We start from the raw sequence: 16,431 nt of genomic DNA, 5'->3' as shown, positions 1-16,431 counted from the left end.
CACCGTGCTGATCAATGAACTGGACGAGATGGACACGGCAGAGGTACTGGCCGCAACTGCCGGCCTTCAGCTAGTCGATGCCAACATTCACCATTTGTTCAGGCTTGAGCGGCTGGCAGGGTTTGCTGCGCGACGGAACGGTGTGTCGCCGCGGCGATTGTCGGCCAGCGCTGTTCGTCGACTACTCGCAACGCCTGAGATTGGTAGCGAGTGGATCAAGGCGAACGAAGATGAGTTTGAGGGGTTCATCACGACGGAGGTGCCGTTCTTCGGTGGCAACTTTGTCGTCCTTCAGGGCCTTTGCACGAACAGTGGTGTGATCGCCCGAAATCTTCTTGCGGCGGTATTTGGCTCGTATGGTCGCGGCCTTCCGACGGAACTAACTCGGCGGGTCAGTTGGGCTGCGCAACTGCTCTTGAGGACCAGTGCGACACTCGCGGCTCAGGTCGGGCTGCAGAGGTTTGCGACAGCACCTGAACTAACAGGCGAGATCAAGGTGCCCAGCATTTCCACGATTCGGGAGTTGGCGCGACTGGTTACGTTTGACGAGTCGGACCTGTTGCGGGGGTTCGCCCCGGAGGCCATCGACTACCTTCGGACGACGCTGATCGCCGATGGTACAGATCTGGCGCCGTGGGACGGAACAGATGCTGATGAGGGAATCATCGGAACTCCCTTCATCCGGACATCGCGCGGGATCATCGTTGCGGCCCCTTTCGAGTTGATGGCGACACTGAGACATTTGATCGCGACCGAAGCCGTCAATCGGTCGTGTGCTGATGAACTCACCCGCGCAACCTCGGACTTCGCGAGGCGAACTGTGGGCGGAATGTTTGACCTAGTTTGCGATGATCGACTCAAGGAAGTCGATGAATCGTCACCAGCGTTGAGGGTCCTTCGCGGACGCTTTGACAGCGACAAGCTCCTGGACCTGCGGATCCGAATCGAGACGTTCGACAACTACGATCCGACGACGGTCTTTCAAAAACCCGTGATGCGGCTTGGAGGTGCAGGAATCACCCCCGCCGGGCATGCATCCGATAAGACGCTGGTCCTCGATGTTATTTGGTCGCATGGTTCGGGTGCGCAGGTATTTACGGAGGTTTCGGAAGGCCTCTGCCTCGCAGATACGTTCGAGACGTTCGAGACGATTCTGTGCGCACCCGGGACGCACCAGCTGACGTTGTGGTACTTCGCGCAGGCATTCGACCGTTGGTCGTCGACCGGAGCGCGCATGATGATGTCGACCGTCGCGGACGCATACGCAATTTACGACAGCGGCAAGGAAGACAGCTTCTACGTCTCGGACGATCGGCCACCGACAGCAATGTTCATTGCTTCTGGGAGCGCTGAGGAACTGCGGCTGTCGGTCGCCCAGGAGCTAGGCAAAACCTATGTGCACCACGGTAACCGCGTGTACGAGGCGGCCTTGGTGCACGGAACAGCCACAACGGTTCGGCAGGTGCTGTTTCCTGGATACCTGTATTTCGCCGAAGTCGGCGACGCGTCGGCGTGGGTCAGTGCTTCGGCATCTCCGGCAGCTGAATCGGCGCCGCTGGACGCTCTCGTAGAAGCGGTCTGCTTCTGGCTCTACAAGCTGGGCACCGAGTTCCCTCCACTCTTCGTCGCACAACCCCGGAATGATATTCGCGTCGCGATCAACGTCACCGCATGGGAGACGGCGACGATGCCTAGTGGAGAAACTCACGATTGGATTTCGTTCAAGATCGATGATACGACCGGTGATATTGAGGTCACTGTCACCACCCCGCCCACCCAGCAGGATGATGACCCGCCCAACATTGTCGAACGTGAACTGGTAGCGACCCTGGTCAAGGCACTCATGTCTGCAGCGACAACACCCCTCTATCTCGACTTTGGCGAGATTTTGGAAGCCATTGTGCCCCCCGGGCATCGCCATATGCTGCATGTCACCGACCGCAACACCGATCTCGTAACGTGGCCGGGGGAGCTCCCGCGGCCGCGGAAGGTGATATCGGCAGTGGTAGCGACGCTTCTGGACGACCTCGGTCGCCATCTCTCCGAGGAACGTGGTCGCAGCGTTGGCCCAATACCTGATAAAGAACGTTCGCGAGTGCTGAATACGGAAGTCGTTCCGTACTTCGGCGATCGCTTGTCAGACGTATTGGACTTGCATGACGACCGCCCACTGCTGAAGTACCTCATACGCGCAAACGAATCGCTACTAAGGGAAGCTCACGTCGACGCCAGAACGTATCCATCCCGCATCGCGTGCTTCGGGCAGCAATCAGACCTCGTTGAGCGGATGACCAAGGACATGGCACAAGGAGCTACGTCGGCGGTCTCCTCACGATTCCTGATCGAGTACCTAGCGGCGAATCCCGCAGCCGGCGCCCAACATGTGAACACCGAAACCTACGATCTTATGCTGGCTTTGGCATCCGAGCTAACCAACATGGGATTCTTGTCCGATGCGATCCACGGCGGGGTCTCCACGGCCACGGTGTCGATGCTTCCGTCTGGACGATTTGGTATCTCACGTGAGGAAGACAGGTGGCTCACAGGCATACAGAACTTTCTGAGTTCACATGCATCGACCAAGGTGGATGCCATCACCGAGACGGCGAGTGCTGAGCATCAGCCGAGGTCCGCTCCGGAGAGTTTTGACCTCACAGAACATGACACGCTTGCCGGTATCGAGTTCGGATTCACCTTCACAGACATGAAGAACTTCGTCGGTGAGTTGCTCGACGCGTCAACCGAACTGGAGCAGCACGACGTCGGTGAACTCCCGATCTCGACGGTGTTGGAGAGGATGACCCGCGTCCACGGTTGGGATGCCGAGAGGGCTCAGCGAGTTCTGGATGCGTTGTCGATGCGCCCAGAAAAGGACTTCTGGAAGCTGGGCCGGCAGGTTCATCCCTGGAGGTACAACCGGGAACGCTCCTACCTGCGTCGGCCGCTGATCGTTCGAAGCCAGGGCGACAGTGAATACGTCCTTTTCGGTCACCGCAACGCGTATCTAGCGACAGGGCAATGGTACGGACAATACGAATCTGGGCGGCTCCAAGCAAACACACCTGAGATGAAGAAGGCTCTTGCGACTGCGCGGGTGCGGAAAGGGGATCTGTTCGAAATCCGGGTTGACGCCATTCTCCGTCAGGTATGCGGCCCGGTCAGGCGGCGCGTCAAAAGGATCGGGGACCACGACCTTAGGAATATCGATGGTGTCGACCTTGGCGATATCGATCTTGTTGCCTATCATGGCCCGTCCAGAAGTCTCCTGCTAATTGAGGCCAAAGCGCTGGAGACCGCTCGAACACCGACCGAGCTGCGAAACGAGATCGAGAACATTCTTGAGGGGGATGGTTCGGCGGTGACCCGCCTCGGCGGCCGCTATGAGTGGGCGCTACGCAATATCGATGCTATTCGCGGCGAGTTTGCACTCCCGGCAGGAAAGATCACACTCAAACCGATGATCGTCATCGACGATGATCTGGTGACACGGCAGTTTGAGGAGGCCGATTTTCCCATCGTACCGTTGGATCGCCTGTTGCAAGAAATTAGCAAATCTAACCGGGCTCGACTGCCTCGGTGAGGCTGTCGGAGTCCGGCTGTTCAATTAGTCCGAACAGAATAGTTGTGCAGTCGGCAGGTTTGGCAAAGTCGCTTCGGATTGCAGCGGCCCAGGCGAAGCGGCCTTTGGTGGCTGGTGTCCATGAGATTCTTGCGCATGGCCCAGCGGTCGGGGTGATTCGACTCGCTTCTGTTAGGTCAAAGCGGTGGCGTCGGGCAATTCGGGTTTGACAAAGCCCTGTTGTGTGAGGTGCGCGGCGTAGTTGCCATTGCTGGAGCCGGCGTAGGCGCTCCACCTACTCGCCGTCGTGGCACCGATGCCCAGGAGCTGACTCAGCACCGGGTGCGGAAGCTGTGTTGCGAGATCCATCAGCGTGGTCTGACGACTGGGCCGGATACGAATGCCTATGATCAGAATCAGCTCGAGCCTGCCGGAGGCCAGGAATCCCTTGTTCGCGGTCGTGGTTTGGACTCTGGTGTAGTACTCGGTGCCGGCGGTGGAGGCGAACCCAGTCCTGCCGCGTTGGCCGAGTTCACGGACGGTCACGACCACCTCGGACGAGGGCAGTCGGAGCGCGAGATCGGGGCTCACCTCTCTGTGGCCCGTGTAGGCGCTGCGAGGCTGGGAGACCTTCCACCCCATCTCGGCCGCCGCAGGCACGATTGCCTGTAGGAACCTGGCTGTGCGTGGAATCTGCTTTTTGGACACGTACGTGCGCTTGTCCTGGAAGGCGACCACTGCTGGATGGGGGTCACGCAGTTGTCGGGGAACCGTGAAGTCCCTCAGGGGTGTCAGCGCCGTGAAATCCGGCTCGAGGTAGGCGGTGACACCGAGGGTTGGGTCCATCCGGGTCGGCTCATGTGTCAGTCGCTGGTCTACGGGCAGCAGTCCTTCTCGGGCCAGGAATCCCGCGATCTGCTCGATGCCACGGTCGTTGATGTCAGCCCCGAGTTCGAGTCGTCCGCCCGCGGCGACAACCGCATCCAATACCTCGATAGCGCGTGCCCGGAGTAGTTGCCGTTCACGTTCTCGCTCGGCTCGGGCCTGTGCCTCCTGTCTTTCATGATGACGCACGGCCTCGACGCGTGTGGTCTGCTCTTGCAGGATTCGCGTGCACTGCGGGGTGATCTTCGCGGTCCAGGTCTTGCTCCTTCCGGCCACCTGTATCAGTCCTCGGTTGTGCAGGCCGCGTGCAGAGACACGGTGTGAGGTCCCGTCGTACACGCCATCGGGGCATCCGTCGGCGACCCATTTCAGCAGGTCGTACTGCGCCACGGTCAGATGGTCGGGTGAACGCCCCATGAGGTCTCCCAGTTCTTCGCGATGCTCGGAGAATTTCCTCCGGTCTGGCTGACATCTTGACCTCATCCGATGGAGGCGTAGGCATGTTTGGCACCGATGCTGGCTGTTCGCGTGAGTTCCTATCCGCATGTGGGAGTCTGGTGGCACCGGGGACGATGTCACGGCGTGCGAAAGGCGGTACGGGCGATGGCCCCAGATTCTTGGCCTGACCTTGCAGCAAATGAGGACGTAGTGCGGATGTCTCGCGCGCAGTTGATTGCACAACTACGTGAGCTGCTCGGCGTGAGATTGGTTGCCTACCTTGCGAAAGTCCGAGATAACCGGGTGATCCGGCAGTGGGCCGATGGTGGGAGAAGTGTTACCGACGATGTCGACATCGAGCGGCTGCGGATCGCGTATCGCGCCGCTCGGATGATCTCTGAATGGGACAGCACCGCGGTCGTACAGGTGTGGTTCCAAGGGCGGAACCCTGCCCTCGACGATCGGCCGCCGGCGCTGTTGATTCGAGAAGGCGAGTTCCCCGAGGCTGGAGCTGCGGTCCTTGCTGCCGCCCGTGAGTTCGTGGCGCACCGCTGACCTCGATCCTACGGCCGGCGTTCGAAGCGGATCGACCTGGAGCCGCCCGTTAGTCTTCCTGCACGTCGCGACACGCCCGGTGTCGATGTTGAATCTTCTTGCCTTGAATTCAACTGCGCTGGAGCGGTACCCGCCGCGAGTTGTGCCCGCGGGGTGCAGTGTGCCCCTCCACGGGATCGGATTCTGGCCGCTTTTCTGCAGGTAGAAGGCTTGACTGCATTTCACGGGTATTACGTGAACCACGGGATGCCGGTGACTCACGTGTGTCCGGTGTAGTGCAGGAAGTACACCCGGCCAGCGAGATTCGCTTCTGCTGTCTGGGCGCCGGTGATGTGTTCCGATGGTCAGTGGTGGTACCGGTGAGTGCAGGGATGACCCGGGAGTCGACGGGAGACGACGATGGCCAGTGATGCGATCCCCGAAGCGGAGTTCGGCGGTCGACGCCGGCGTCCCCGGGATCCTTCGGAACGGGTGAGAGTTGAACTGCGCCTGCCGTTCTCGGTTGCTGCTGAGCTGTTCACTGCGGCGAACGATCGCGGCCAGACCGTCTCTCGGATCGGCGCCGATGCCATCGCAGCATTCTTGAAGGGAGACGAAGAATGATGTGACATCCATGTCGGCAGCACGATCGCGGTGCCGCCGACCACTGAAACGTCGAAGAGCCGGGCGGCAACCCGGCTCCTCGGACCAGACCCAGAGTCTGGAAAGAATCCCCACATCGCAGGAGGAGTTCTTGATGTCTATTTCAGCGTGCCGGCACGCGGCTGTCAATGACCGACACTCCCAACGATTTTCCAGTTCCACTAGTTGGGCGGGTGGTTGGTGATGGCGAGATTCCGGGCCTCGAAGGCTGCGCCCGCGACCACGTCCTCAGCCGAGGCTGCGAACAGGGCAATTGAGCGGGTGCCGTTCACGCCGCCGAGGAAGGCTGTCTCGCGTCCCGATCCGGTGGAGCTGGTGGTCGATTCGATTGTGCGGGAGATGATCCCCGTCGCCGGTGCTGACGATCGATTCGATCGGCTGCTCGAGCGGGTGCAGATCCGTACTCGTGACGAGGCGCTGGGTGCTGAGGCGGTGCGGGCGGCGGCTGCGTTGCGTTGCCGGATGGCCGAGGGAACGTGGGGCACCGAGGTGGTGGTGACGCAGACGATCGCACGATTCCTTGCGGCGGAGGCGGCGGTGACGGGCCGTTTCGATCCGCGGGCGGCGTTGCGGCGCGCGAACGTCGATCGCTACCTCGAAGAGCAACGCGGCTACGGGTCGCGGTCCCTGCACACTCGATTGTGGATGCTCTACGCGGCGGGCCGGATCTTTCATCCCGGCGAGTACCCGCGCGAGCGAGCCGTCGCGCCGCGCACCAGGCATGTTCCGCCGGCCAGCACGGTCGAGGTCGAGCAACTGCTGGCGTTGGTGCCGACCTTGTCCGGGGTGGTGGGACAGCGTCTGCAAACGGTCGTCGACCTGTGCTGGGGAGTGGGGGCCCGCCGCGCCGACTTCCGGTACTTGCAGGGCACCGCGATCTCCACGCGGCGGTGGCAGGGCCAGACGGTGGCGTTGGTCGAGTTGCGTAACAACGCCGGCGGCACCCGAATCGTGCCGGCGTTCGACCCGGACCTTGTCGAGCGCCTCGGCCGGCTGTCCGACTACGCGGGCGATGGGCTGGTGCTGGCACCGCACAAGAAGACCACCCAACGCAACGAGGTCAACCGGATCGCCGAGGCCCTTCGCAGGCGGGGGCATCCGGGCGTCAACCCTGTCGCGCTCCGGCACCGGTGGATGCTGGACATGGCCGAACGCCTACCCGCAGCGTTGGTGCTGCAGTTGGCGGATGTTGTTGATTTGAAGGTGATTTCCGATTATCGACGACTCGCGACGTATCGGCTCGAGCACACGCTGACGATGATGGGGGAGGTCTTCCGGTGATCACCCCCATCCGCAGTACCGATGCTCTGTTCGACGACGCTGTCGCGGTGATCGAACGGTCAGGGGTCGTGGAGACGATCGAAACGTTGTACGAGCAGGAACGGCTTCCCGGTGGACGGCTCCCGTCCGGGATCGTCTACACGATCCGCGCCGTCCTCGTTGCGGCACTGGTGCGGATCATCGGCTGCACGCCGCCGACCTACGCCGGCATCCTCACCACCATCGCCCGCTTCGACCACCAGCAGCTCACTACTGTCGGCGTGGGTGGCCAAGACCTGACCGCCCTGCGGGCGAACAACACCGCGGAATATCGCCGATTCCACGGCTGGCTCGACCGTCGCCTCGCACCGCTCGATCCGGGTGCGGATCTGCCCGCACGGAGGGTGACCAACGACGATCACAGGAACGCGGTCGCCGGACGTTCCCCGCAGCAACGCCAACGTGCGCGGGAGGCCGCGGTGCGGATTCACCGCATCATGAACCGGCTCGTCGCCGCGTCGATCCACGAGCCGTCCCCCGCGGCCGCTACTACCTACGCGACGCCAGCAGCGGCGAGGTCAAGACCGCGCAACGGCCGCGCGAGATCCGCAAGGCGGCGTTCGGCATAGGACTGACCGCCGTCACCCGCGTCGGGCCTCCGGACGCACTGCACACGGTATCGCCGGTGATCGTCGGTATCGACGTCCACGAACCGACATCGGGCAGCGTCACCGGATTGAAGGCAGCACTCGACGGCATGCGCGAAAACCACCTCGACGGCCGTCGTTCTGCGCGGTCACGCTGGCCGCATCTGACGATCGACATGGGGTACAACCCCAAACAAGGCTTCGCGGAACCGGGTTTCAGGGGGCAGCGGCCGCGGCGCATGGCAGCCTCGAGGCCGCAGTCAGCGACGCCAGAGGATGTCGACCGGGCCGGCCTGGGACGCACAGGCCGCTCAACCGGCCGCCAGGTACGCGTGTCTCGCAGGATCAATTCGCTGGAGTTGCGGCAGAAAGGTCCTGGATCGGCGCGTCGGCAACTCATCGTGGCCAGCCAACGCGAACCGCACACGAAGTGCAGTTCTACGAATTGCAGCGAACGAGGCCACGAACTCGAAAGAGGTTGTGACCTCGTTTGGTCGACTTCGTTCAGGTTTGCGTGCTTGAAGACGTTTTTCGGCCGTCGGCTCCACGCAGAATGGGCAGTTGCGGGCTGGTGTCACGCAACGGCAGCAGGATCAAGACGAGCACAGCCGCGAGCGCCACGCAGACCGCGCCGGCGGTGAGGCCACCCGAGTAGCCCATGACAGCCAGTGCGGCCACCCCGACGGCGCCGCCGATCTGCTGGACGGAGGTGAACAGGGCCGAGCCGAGCCCAGCGTTCTCCTCTGTGGTCCCGTCGACCGCGGCTACGGCTAGGACGGGCAGTGTCAGCCCATTGCCGATGCTCAGCACGAGCATGCCGGGCAAGACGTGAGCGGCATAGGAGTCGCCCGCAGCCAGGCCGGATAGCAGCAGCAGACCGGCGATGTTGACCAGGAAAGCCAGCAGGAGCGCCCGGCGCCTCCCAATCCTGAGCGAGACGCGGGAGGACAGCCACATGCCCGCCAGAATGCCTGCGCCGTAGGGCAGGTAGGCGATGCCTGCAAGGAGCGGGCTGTATTCCAAAGCGGTCTGCACCTGGATCATCAGCAAGAACGACATCGCGTACATCGCTATCGAGAACAGCAGGGTGGCGACGTTGGCGACTGCCCGCGTCCGCGAAGCCAGGAACGGCCCTGGTACCAGCGGAGCCGCCGACCGCGACTCTGCCACCACGAACGACACCGCCAAGGCAGCGGATAGCACTACGACGCCGATGACGAGCGGATCGCTCCAGCCGGTCTCACCGGCCCGCAGTAGCCCGTACACCAGCGACACTGCGGCACCGGTCACCAGGACCGCGCCGGGAACGTCGAGAGGGTACCGGCCGCGGGCGCGGGACTCGGGAACCAGGCGCGGGAGCAGCGCCAGCGCTATGGCGACAATGGGGAGGTTGATCAGGAAGATCCCGCGCCAGGAGACCAGGTCGGTCAGCGCTCCGGACAGCACCAGACCCGAGGTTCCGCCCAGGGCCGCGATGCCGCCCCAGATGCCAAGCGCCTTGGCCCGCTCCTCCCGCCCCGGGTACAGCAACGTGACCATCGACATTGCCGCCGGACTGGCCATCGCAGCACCCGCGCCCTGCACGAACCGCCCGATCACAAGCTGCCAAGGCTCCTGCGCGATCGCGCAAGCCAAGCTGGCCACTCCGAACAGCGCCACGCCGATGAGGAACACGCGACGGCGACCCAGCAAATCCGCCAGCCGGCCACACAGCAGCAGTAGCCCACCGAAGGCGAGGAAGTAGGCGTTGACGACCCAGGGCAACCCGGAAGGGCTGAACCCCAGCTCATCTCGGATGCTGGGCAGGGCCACGATCACGACGGTGTCATCGAGCACGAGCATGAACTGGACGAGGCACAACACAATCATTGGCACGAGACGACGCTATGACCGACGGCATTTGGCCACAATCCGCGCTGAGGCCAGACTGTGTCGCATGGAGGACATCGGCGCGATCATCGTGGGCCACTTCCCGCTTACCTCCGGGGAGTGGATCCCCGCGCACAGCCACACCCACCACCAGATCGCCTGGACCCGACGCGGCGTCCTGAGCGTCGGTGTGGGCGAGTTGTACTGGGTCTTGCCGCCCACCAGGGCACTGTGGCTGCCCGCGGGGGTCACCCACACAACCGGCGCCACCCGCGATGCGCTGCTGTGCAGCCTGTATCTGGCCCCGGAACACTGCCCGCTGGATTGGACCGAGCCCACGGTGGTCGGCATCGACGGCTTGCTGGCGGAGTTGACGACGTACCTGGCCCGTACCGACATCCCCGACGAGGCGCGGTTGCGCGCGGAGGCGGTGGTGCCCGACCTGCTGCACCCGTTGCCCACCCGGCCCATTGATGTGCCGCAACCCACCGATGAGCGCGTTCGGATCGTGGCGGACACCCTGCTGGCGGACCCCGCCGACCCGCGGGGCCTCGAGGCTCACGCCCGGGTGGTCGGCGTGAGCAGACGGACCTTGACTCGGCTTTTCAGCATAGACATGGGAATGAGCTTCGACCGTTGGCGCACGCGGGTCCGGATGCGCGCCGCCCTGCCGCTGTTGGCCGAGGGCCAGCCGGTTTCGCGCGTGGCGCACAGCGTGGGATACGCCACGGCGAGCGCGTTCCTGGCGGCCTTCCGACGCACGGTCGGTACCACGCCCCGGCGGTACCTGATCAGTGGATACGACGAGAGTGTCCACCGCGTCAAGTCAGTGCCCGGGATTCACGGAGAAGGTCATCACAGCGCGTGATTCCGGCCGCGGGGAATCAATGCTCTGGAGATGGAAGGGAATTGCTCTGAACAGAGGAAACGGATACCGCACGTGATGAGGGAACGTGAACTCCTCGTTCTGTTTTTCTTCTGGGAAGATGATGGCTGTGCCTCGCCGAACCATCCTGAGTACCGACAGGCTGACGCTCACCGATTGGCTTCCGGGGGACTTCGACGACCTGGTCGCTCTGCACTCTGACCCGCTCACAATGCGATTCATCGGTTATGGACGGCCCGACACCCTCGCGGAGGCGAGGTCGCGACTCGACGGCTACCTCCACGAGCAGTGCACCCGGGGCTGGACCAAATGGCGTGTGGAGAACCTCGACGGCGACATGATCGGCCGCGCTGGGTTCGGTGAGGTCGACTCTTGTCGTGAGTTGGCGTATGCCCTGAACCGGGACCTTTGGGGCCAGGGTTTCGCGACGGAAATCGCCGGCGCTTTGGTCGACTGGCATCTCGAACATCCGGCGCGTGAACTGTCGTCGAGCGGGCTGTGCGCGCATGTCGAGGTGGGGAATCAGGCAAGCGTGCGCGTGCTCGAAAAGGTTCGCTTCAAGTACGTGGACAGGCGGGTGTACGCGGGTGTCGCTTGCGATTTCTTTCGGCTTCCTGCCGGGGATGGCGGTCCTGCTTCCGTACGTTGATCCGCCGAGTCCGGCGTCCGCGTTCACGGATCCGGCGCCGTCGTCGGGCTCGCCCACCGGTCACACCTGCCCGACTCCAGGTTCCGATCTCCCGTCGACGGTCGCGGATAATCGTTTGTTCGTCCCCCGGGCCGGTCGTATCGTGGCGGCGATTAGCTGTCCGAACGATCGAAGGGATAGGTCCTGGCATGGATCCGATCACCGAACGCGACCTCCGCGCGTCGTTCGTCAACTGTTCGAAAGGCGATGCGAAGCGCCTGCCGGCGCCGCGTGATCTGGCCGGCCGGCCCTGGGACGATTTGGACTTTCTGGGCTGGACCGATCCCGCCTTCCCGGGCCGCGGCTACGTGGTGCTGCCCCGCGCGGACGGCCCGGTCGGCGTCGCGATGCGGTTCGAATCGAACGGCTCCGGCAAGTCACAGATGTGCGCGATCTGCCTCACCACGCACACCCGTGGCGGTATCGCGCTCATGACCGCGAACAAGGTGGGCGAGTCGGGGCGGGCGGGCAACTCGGTGGGCATCTACATGTGCATCGACCTGGCCTGCTCGCTCTACGCACGCGGCAGGAAGAAGCCCGCGCTCGGCAGTCGGTACCGCGAGGACCTCAGTCCGGAGGAGAAGACGGAACGGGTCCGCGAGAACATCAACGCGTTCGTCGACCGGTTGTACGGCTGACCGACCGACGGCCGGATCAGTAGGCCAGGGCCAGGCCGACATCCACCGATCCGTCCGGCTCGCGTCCTGCACGTCGATCCCGTCGGTGACGTCTGCGGGGCGGCGACACGGGACTCGGCCGTCGCGCGGGACGACATGCCCGGCCGACCGTGCCGCGAAGAGCAGGCCGACCAGTGCCGGCCCGGTCGCAGCGCGGATCCGTTCCGGCGGTTGTCGCTGCACACCCGCTCGAGTTCGCTGCGGGGAATCGGCCGCGATGTCACCACCGGTTCGCCGGACGCGACCATCCTCACGCGCAGTTCGTGGTCGCGCTCGGCACCACCCGACCGGCATAGGTGCGCAGCAACTCGGTCAACTCGACGTCGTCGACGGCCAGCCGCCCGGTCGGCCCGATCGCGGCGAGGCACCCGACGACGGTGCGGCCCCGGTCGTGCACGGGAACGGCGAGGGCGGAGCGTCCGACGCGGATCTCGTCGACCTCGCGGGCGGGTTCGCCGCGTCGGATCACCGACAGTTCCAGTTCCAGGGCGTCCGGGTCGGTGATGGTGCGGGCGGTGACCTTCCGGAGCGGGCCGGCCGCCGGATCGGGTCGGGACGCGAGCATCAGTTTGCCGATCGCGGACGCGTGCGGCGCGGTCACCAGTGTCCGCTCGCCACTGAGCTCGTGGTCGGGGTCGCGGTCCACCAGGCGGACCCGTCCGGTCGTGTACGACGCCAGGTACACCCCGTAGCGGACCTGCGACCGCAGTTCCCCGAGCACGATGCTGTTGTCGACGGGGGTGATTTGTTCTGTGGCACCGGCGAGTTCGCGGGTGCGGCGTCCCAGTGCGAACCCGGACAGGTCGGTGATCCGAACGAGGTAGCCGTCGGCGACCAGCAGGTTCAACAGGCGATAGGCCGTCGCCGGTGGGATGCCCGCCATCGCCGCGATGTCCTTCGCGGACGCGCCCGAGCCCAGTCGGGCGGCGGCCTCGAGCAGCGCGAGGGCCCGTTGCACCGCGCGTGGTTCGTTTCCGCCGAGGTCGCGGACCGCCATCAGCGTCCGCCCCGGCCGACCAGGATCGTCTCCCCGGTCGCGTCGGCGGCGAACACCCCTGCGCCCGGTAGGACGTCGGCGGTCTCGGCGCTGTCGAACGCGCCCATCCGCAGCAGGGCGTCGGGGCGGCGCCGACGCAGGTGGGCGTGCCACGACAGCCCCGATGCGAGGATCACCGCCACGGCGATCGGCACCACGTACGACGCGTCGATCACGTTGACGTACAACAGGTATCCGATCACCACCACTCCGGCGCCGCTGCCGAGTGCGCCGGCGGCGAGCGCTCCCGGTGTCTGCTCGCCGATCCGGTTCAGGAACCGCGCCGACGCCACCGCCACCGCCACGTACGCGACGATCACCGCGCCGCGCACCACCAGCCGCACGTCCCCGAACACCACACCCGTGCCGAGTACCGCGAACGCTCCGCCGCCGAGCAGGACGACGCCGACGACGAGCGACAGCGCCACGTCCGGTGTGCGGAAGGACCGGTGTACGCGGGCGCACCACGACGGCAGCACCCGTTCGATGCCGAGTGAATACACCAGGCGGGAGGCGGCATTCGACGATGCCATCGCCGATGCGAGCCACGAGCAGCACAGTCCGACGTTCAGCGCGATCACGACCGCCGGGCTCACACCCGTCGCGGTGCCGTGCAGGTAGGCGTTGACGAGGGTGTCGCTGCGTCCGGTCCACGCGGCCCAGCCGGCGAACACGAACAGTGATCCGCAGATCACCGGCGTCAGCAGCACGGTGCGGGTGACGGTGACCAGGGGGCGGCGGGCCTCGGGTCCGAAGAATGCGGCGCTCTCGAACCCGGCGAGCGCGAACAGCGCCGCCAGCATCAGTGTCAGCAGGCCGTTCCCGGACGGTGCGGGTACGACGGCAACCTGGGATGCACTGTCGCCGAACAGCATGAGCCCGACGATGAACGCCAGTGAGCTGCTCTCGACGACCAGGATCGCGATGGCGGCGAATCGTGCGCTGCGCAGCAGACACAGCAGGATGCTCACCGCGAGTACGGGATACACGATCGGTACCGGTGCGTCGATGCCCGCGAACGCGAGCAGCGCGATCACCGCCTGTCCGCCGTGGTAGAGCGTCATCACGGCGCTGCCGATGTACTTGACCAGCATCGCGACGGCCGCGGTGAGCGCGGCCCGCGACCCCGCGCCGCGGAATGCGAAGCTGTGCAGCCCGCCGGCCGCCGCCATGCGCCGGGTGAACTGCGACAGGCAGAAGGCGATGAGGGTGACCGCGACCGTGGCGACCAGGATCGTGAGCATGCCGCCGAACAGTCGGCCGTGGGTGAGCATCGTGAGTGGCAGCACCACCATCGACACCGCGGGTGCGGTGGTCGCCACCGACTGGGCCAGCACCTCGACACCCGACAGTTGCCGGCGTCCGAGCGCACGCATCGGCGACAGCGCAGGTCGGGCGGGTTCACGGACGGTGAACGAGCGCGCGATCGCGTCGGTGAGTGCGGACATAGCGCGTGACGCTAGTCCGGCTGTGTAACAGGGATATTGCCGACGTGCTTCCAGCGGTCGCACTCGGCTGAGACGGTGCCGGCACGCGGTGCCCCGCGTTCTCAGTCGGCCGCGCAGAACCGTTTCACCGGCGACAACTTCCCGACCCGAGCGCTGTCCAGGATGAGTCCCAACGGATCACCCGGATCGCCGGGCGGACATTTGGGAGCGTGAAATGGCATTCACACGTAGATCTTTCATGCAGGCGCTCGGCGTCACGGGTGGCGCAGGGCTGGCGTACGGGGCGATGTCCTCGATCGGTCTGGCCCCGGCGACGGCGGGCACCCCGAAGCGCTTCCAGTCGCTGGCTCCGGGTGATCTGGTGGGGTCGGTGAAGGGCGATCACTCGGTGGTGATCCTCGGTGGTGGACCTGCCGGTCTGTGCGCGGCGTACGAGATGCAGAAAGCCGGCTACAAGGTCACCGTGCTCGAGGCCCGGACCCGTCCCGGGGGCCGGATCTGGTCGGTGCGGGCGGGCACCGAGGAGACCGATCTCAACGGTGAGACGCAGAAGTGCACGTTCTCCGAGGGGCACTACTTCAACCTCGGCGGGACCCGTATCCCGCAGGGCCACATCACCCTCGACTACTGCCGCGAACTGGGCGTCGAGCTGCAGATGTTCGGTAACCAGAACGCCAACACGGTGGTCAACTACACCGGTAGCCAGCCTTTGGCCGGCCAGTCCGTCACCTACCGTGCCGCGAAGGCGGACACGTTCGGGTACGTCTCCGAGTTGCTGCAGAAGGCCACCAACCTGGGGGCGCTCGACGACGTGCTCACCCCGGACGACAAGGACAAGCTGTCGGAGTTCCTCTCCAGCTTCGGTGACCTGTCCGACGACGGCCGCTACCTCGGCTCGCCGCGTCGCGGCTACGACTCCGAGCCCGGCGCCGGGCTGAACTTCGGCACGCAGAAGCAGCCGTTCGCGATGAAGGACGTCATCCACAGCGGCATCGGCCGCAACTTCGCGTTCGATTTCGACTACGACCAGGCGATGACGATGCTCACGCCGGTGGGTGGCATGGACCGCATCTACTACCGTTTCGCCGAGGTCATCGGTGACAGTCTGGTCTACGGCGCCGAGGTCACGTCGATGAAGAACACGCCCGACGGGGTGAGTGTGGAGTACAGCGTCGGCGGGCAGAGCAAGTCCGTCACCGCCGACTACGCGATCTGCACCATCCCGCCGAACCTGATCGAGCGCCTCGACAACAACCTGCCGTCGGACGTGATCACCGCGCTGCGGGCGGCGAAGCCGTCGTCGTCGGGCAAGCTCGGCATCGAGTACTCGCGTCGCTGGTGGGAGATCGAGGACCGGATCTACGGCGGCGCGTCGAACACCGACCGTGATATCTCGCAGATCATGTTCCCGTACGACCACTACAACTCCGATCGTGGCGTCGTGGTCGCGTACTACAGCTCGGGCCGCCGCCAGCTCGGGTTCGAGTCGCTCACGCACCGGCAGCGGCTGGCGAAGGCACTCGCCGAGGGCTCGGAGATCCACGGCGACAAGTACACCCGCGACATCTCGTCGTCGTTCTCCGGATCGTGGCGGCGCACCAAGTACTCGGAGTCGGCGTGGGCGTCGTGGGCCGGGTCCGGCGACTCGCACGGCGGCGTGGCGACCCCGGAGTACACCAAGCTGCTCGAGCCGGTGGACCACATCTACTTCGCGGGCGACCACCTGTCCAACGCGATCGCGTGGCAGCACGGCGCGTTCACGTCGGCCCGGGACGTGGTGACCAACATCCACCAGCGCGTCGCTCAGACCGCCTGAACCCCAGTCATATTCGTAGAGGAGA

Annotated in this window: 13 protein-coding genes; 9 read left to right on the top strand and 4 right to left on the bottom strand. The window is 64.9% G+C overall.

Annotation, left to right across the window (positions count from 1 at the left end):
* The first annotated feature begins 4 nt into the window (after window positions 1–4).
* Window positions 5–3,580, top strand: a complete 3,576-nt coding sequence (locus AC1RIF_RS11660; protein WP_492601530.1) for an anti-phage protein Upx-like protein — start codon at window positions 5–7, stop codon at window positions 3,578–3,580.
* Window positions 3,581–3,751: 171 nt separating this feature from the next.
* Here the strand turns inward: AC1RIF_RS11660 and AC1RIF_RS11655 are convergent, their stop codons facing one another.
* Complete coding sequence (locus tag AC1RIF_RS11655) at window positions 3,752–4,834, bottom strand: hypothetical protein (protein ID WP_492601529.1); 1,083 nt, start codon at window positions 4,832–4,834, stop codon at window positions 3,752–3,754.
* A 264-nt stretch (window positions 4,835–5,098) separates the two neighbouring features.
* Between AC1RIF_RS11655 and AC1RIF_RS11650 the strand changes: the two genes are divergently transcribed.
* The 4 genes from AC1RIF_RS11650 (at window position 5,099) to AC1RIF_RS11635 (ending at window position 7,968) form a co-directional block, all read left to right on the top strand.
* Window positions 5,099–5,437: a hypothetical protein gene (locus AC1RIF_RS11650; RefSeq protein ID WP_492601528.1), complete on the top strand. Its 339-nt coding sequence runs from the start codon at window positions 5,099–5,101 to the stop codon at window positions 5,435–5,437.
* Between the two features lie 399 nt (window positions 5,438–5,836).
* Window positions 5,837–6,040: a hypothetical protein gene (locus AC1RIF_RS11645; RefSeq protein WP_225023820.1), complete on the top strand. Its 204-nt coding sequence runs from the start codon at window positions 5,837–5,839 to the stop codon at window positions 6,038–6,040.
* Window positions 6,041–6,394: 354 nt separating this feature from the next.
* Complete coding sequence (locus AC1RIF_RS11640) at window positions 6,395–7,360, top strand: hypothetical protein (RefSeq protein ID WP_492601527.1); 966 nt, start codon at window positions 6,395–6,397, stop codon at window positions 7,358–7,360.
* Window positions 7,357–7,968, top strand: a complete 612-nt coding sequence (locus AC1RIF_RS11635) for a hypothetical protein (protein WP_492601526.1) — start codon at window positions 7,357–7,359, stop codon at window positions 7,966–7,968. Before AC1RIF_RS11640 ends, AC1RIF_RS11635 begins: the two co-directional genes overlap by 4 nt.
* A gap of 522 nt (window positions 7,969–8,490) precedes the next feature.
* Here AC1RIF_RS11635 and AC1RIF_RS11630 read toward each other — a convergent pair.
* The gene (locus tag AC1RIF_RS11630) at window positions 8,491–9,855 is read right to left on the bottom strand and encodes an MFS transporter (protein WP_492601874.1); all 1,365 of its coding nucleotides are present in this window, start codon (window positions 9,853–9,855) and stop codon (window positions 8,491–8,493) included.
* Between the two features lie 67 nt (window positions 9,856–9,922).
* Here AC1RIF_RS11630 and AC1RIF_RS11625 point away from each other — a divergent pair, with 67 nt between their 5' ends.
* From AC1RIF_RS11625 to AC1RIF_RS11615, 3 genes are all read left to right on the top strand, one after another.
* Window positions 9,923–10,723 carry an AraC family transcriptional regulator gene (locus AC1RIF_RS11625; protein WP_492601525.1) on the top strand — a complete coding sequence of 267 codons (801 nt, stop codon included), beginning with the start codon at window positions 9,923–9,925 and terminating at the stop codon, window positions 10,721–10,723.
* Window positions 10,724–10,808: 85 nt separating this feature from the next.
* Complete coding sequence (locus AC1RIF_RS11620) at window positions 10,809–11,390, top strand: GNAT family N-acetyltransferase (RefSeq protein WP_492601524.1); 582 nt, start codon at window positions 10,809–10,811, stop codon at window positions 11,388–11,390.
* Between the two features lie 188 nt (window positions 11,391–11,578).
* The gene (locus AC1RIF_RS11615) at window positions 11,579–12,067 is read left to right on the top strand and encodes an FBP domain-containing protein (RefSeq protein ID WP_492601523.1); all 489 of its coding nucleotides are present in this window, start codon (window positions 11,579–11,581) and stop codon (window positions 12,065–12,067) included.
* Window positions 12,068–12,356: 289 nt separating this feature from the next.
* On the opposite strand, the gene AC1RIF_RS11610 is transcribed toward AC1RIF_RS11615, so the two are convergent.
* Window positions 12,357–13,103 (bottom strand): IclR family transcriptional regulator, encoded by a 747-nt coding sequence (locus AC1RIF_RS11610; RefSeq protein WP_492601522.1) that lies wholly within the window; start codon window positions 13,101–13,103, stop codon window positions 12,357–12,359.
* Window positions 13,103–14,590 (bottom strand): APC family permease, encoded by a 1,488-nt coding sequence (locus AC1RIF_RS11605; protein ID WP_492601521.1) that lies wholly within the window; start codon window positions 14,588–14,590, stop codon window positions 13,103–13,105. Before AC1RIF_RS11605 ends, AC1RIF_RS11610 begins: the two co-directional genes overlap by 1 nt.
* Before the next feature lie 238 nt (window positions 14,591–14,828).
* Here AC1RIF_RS11605 and AC1RIF_RS11600 point away from each other — a divergent pair, with 238 nt between their 5' ends.
* Window positions 14,829–16,406 carry a flavin monoamine oxidase family protein gene (locus AC1RIF_RS11600; protein WP_492601873.1) on the top strand — a complete coding sequence of 526 codons (1,578 nt, stop codon included), beginning with the start codon at window positions 14,829–14,831 and terminating at the stop codon, window positions 16,404–16,406.
* The last annotated feature ends 25 nt before the right edge of the window (window positions 16,407–16,431 follow it).

This window comes from Prescottella sp. GW823-FHT02E09, assembly GCF_058797375.1.
The sequence above is the reverse complement of the archived record's forward strand: the minus strand, read 5'-3'. Positions and strand labels throughout refer to the sequence as shown.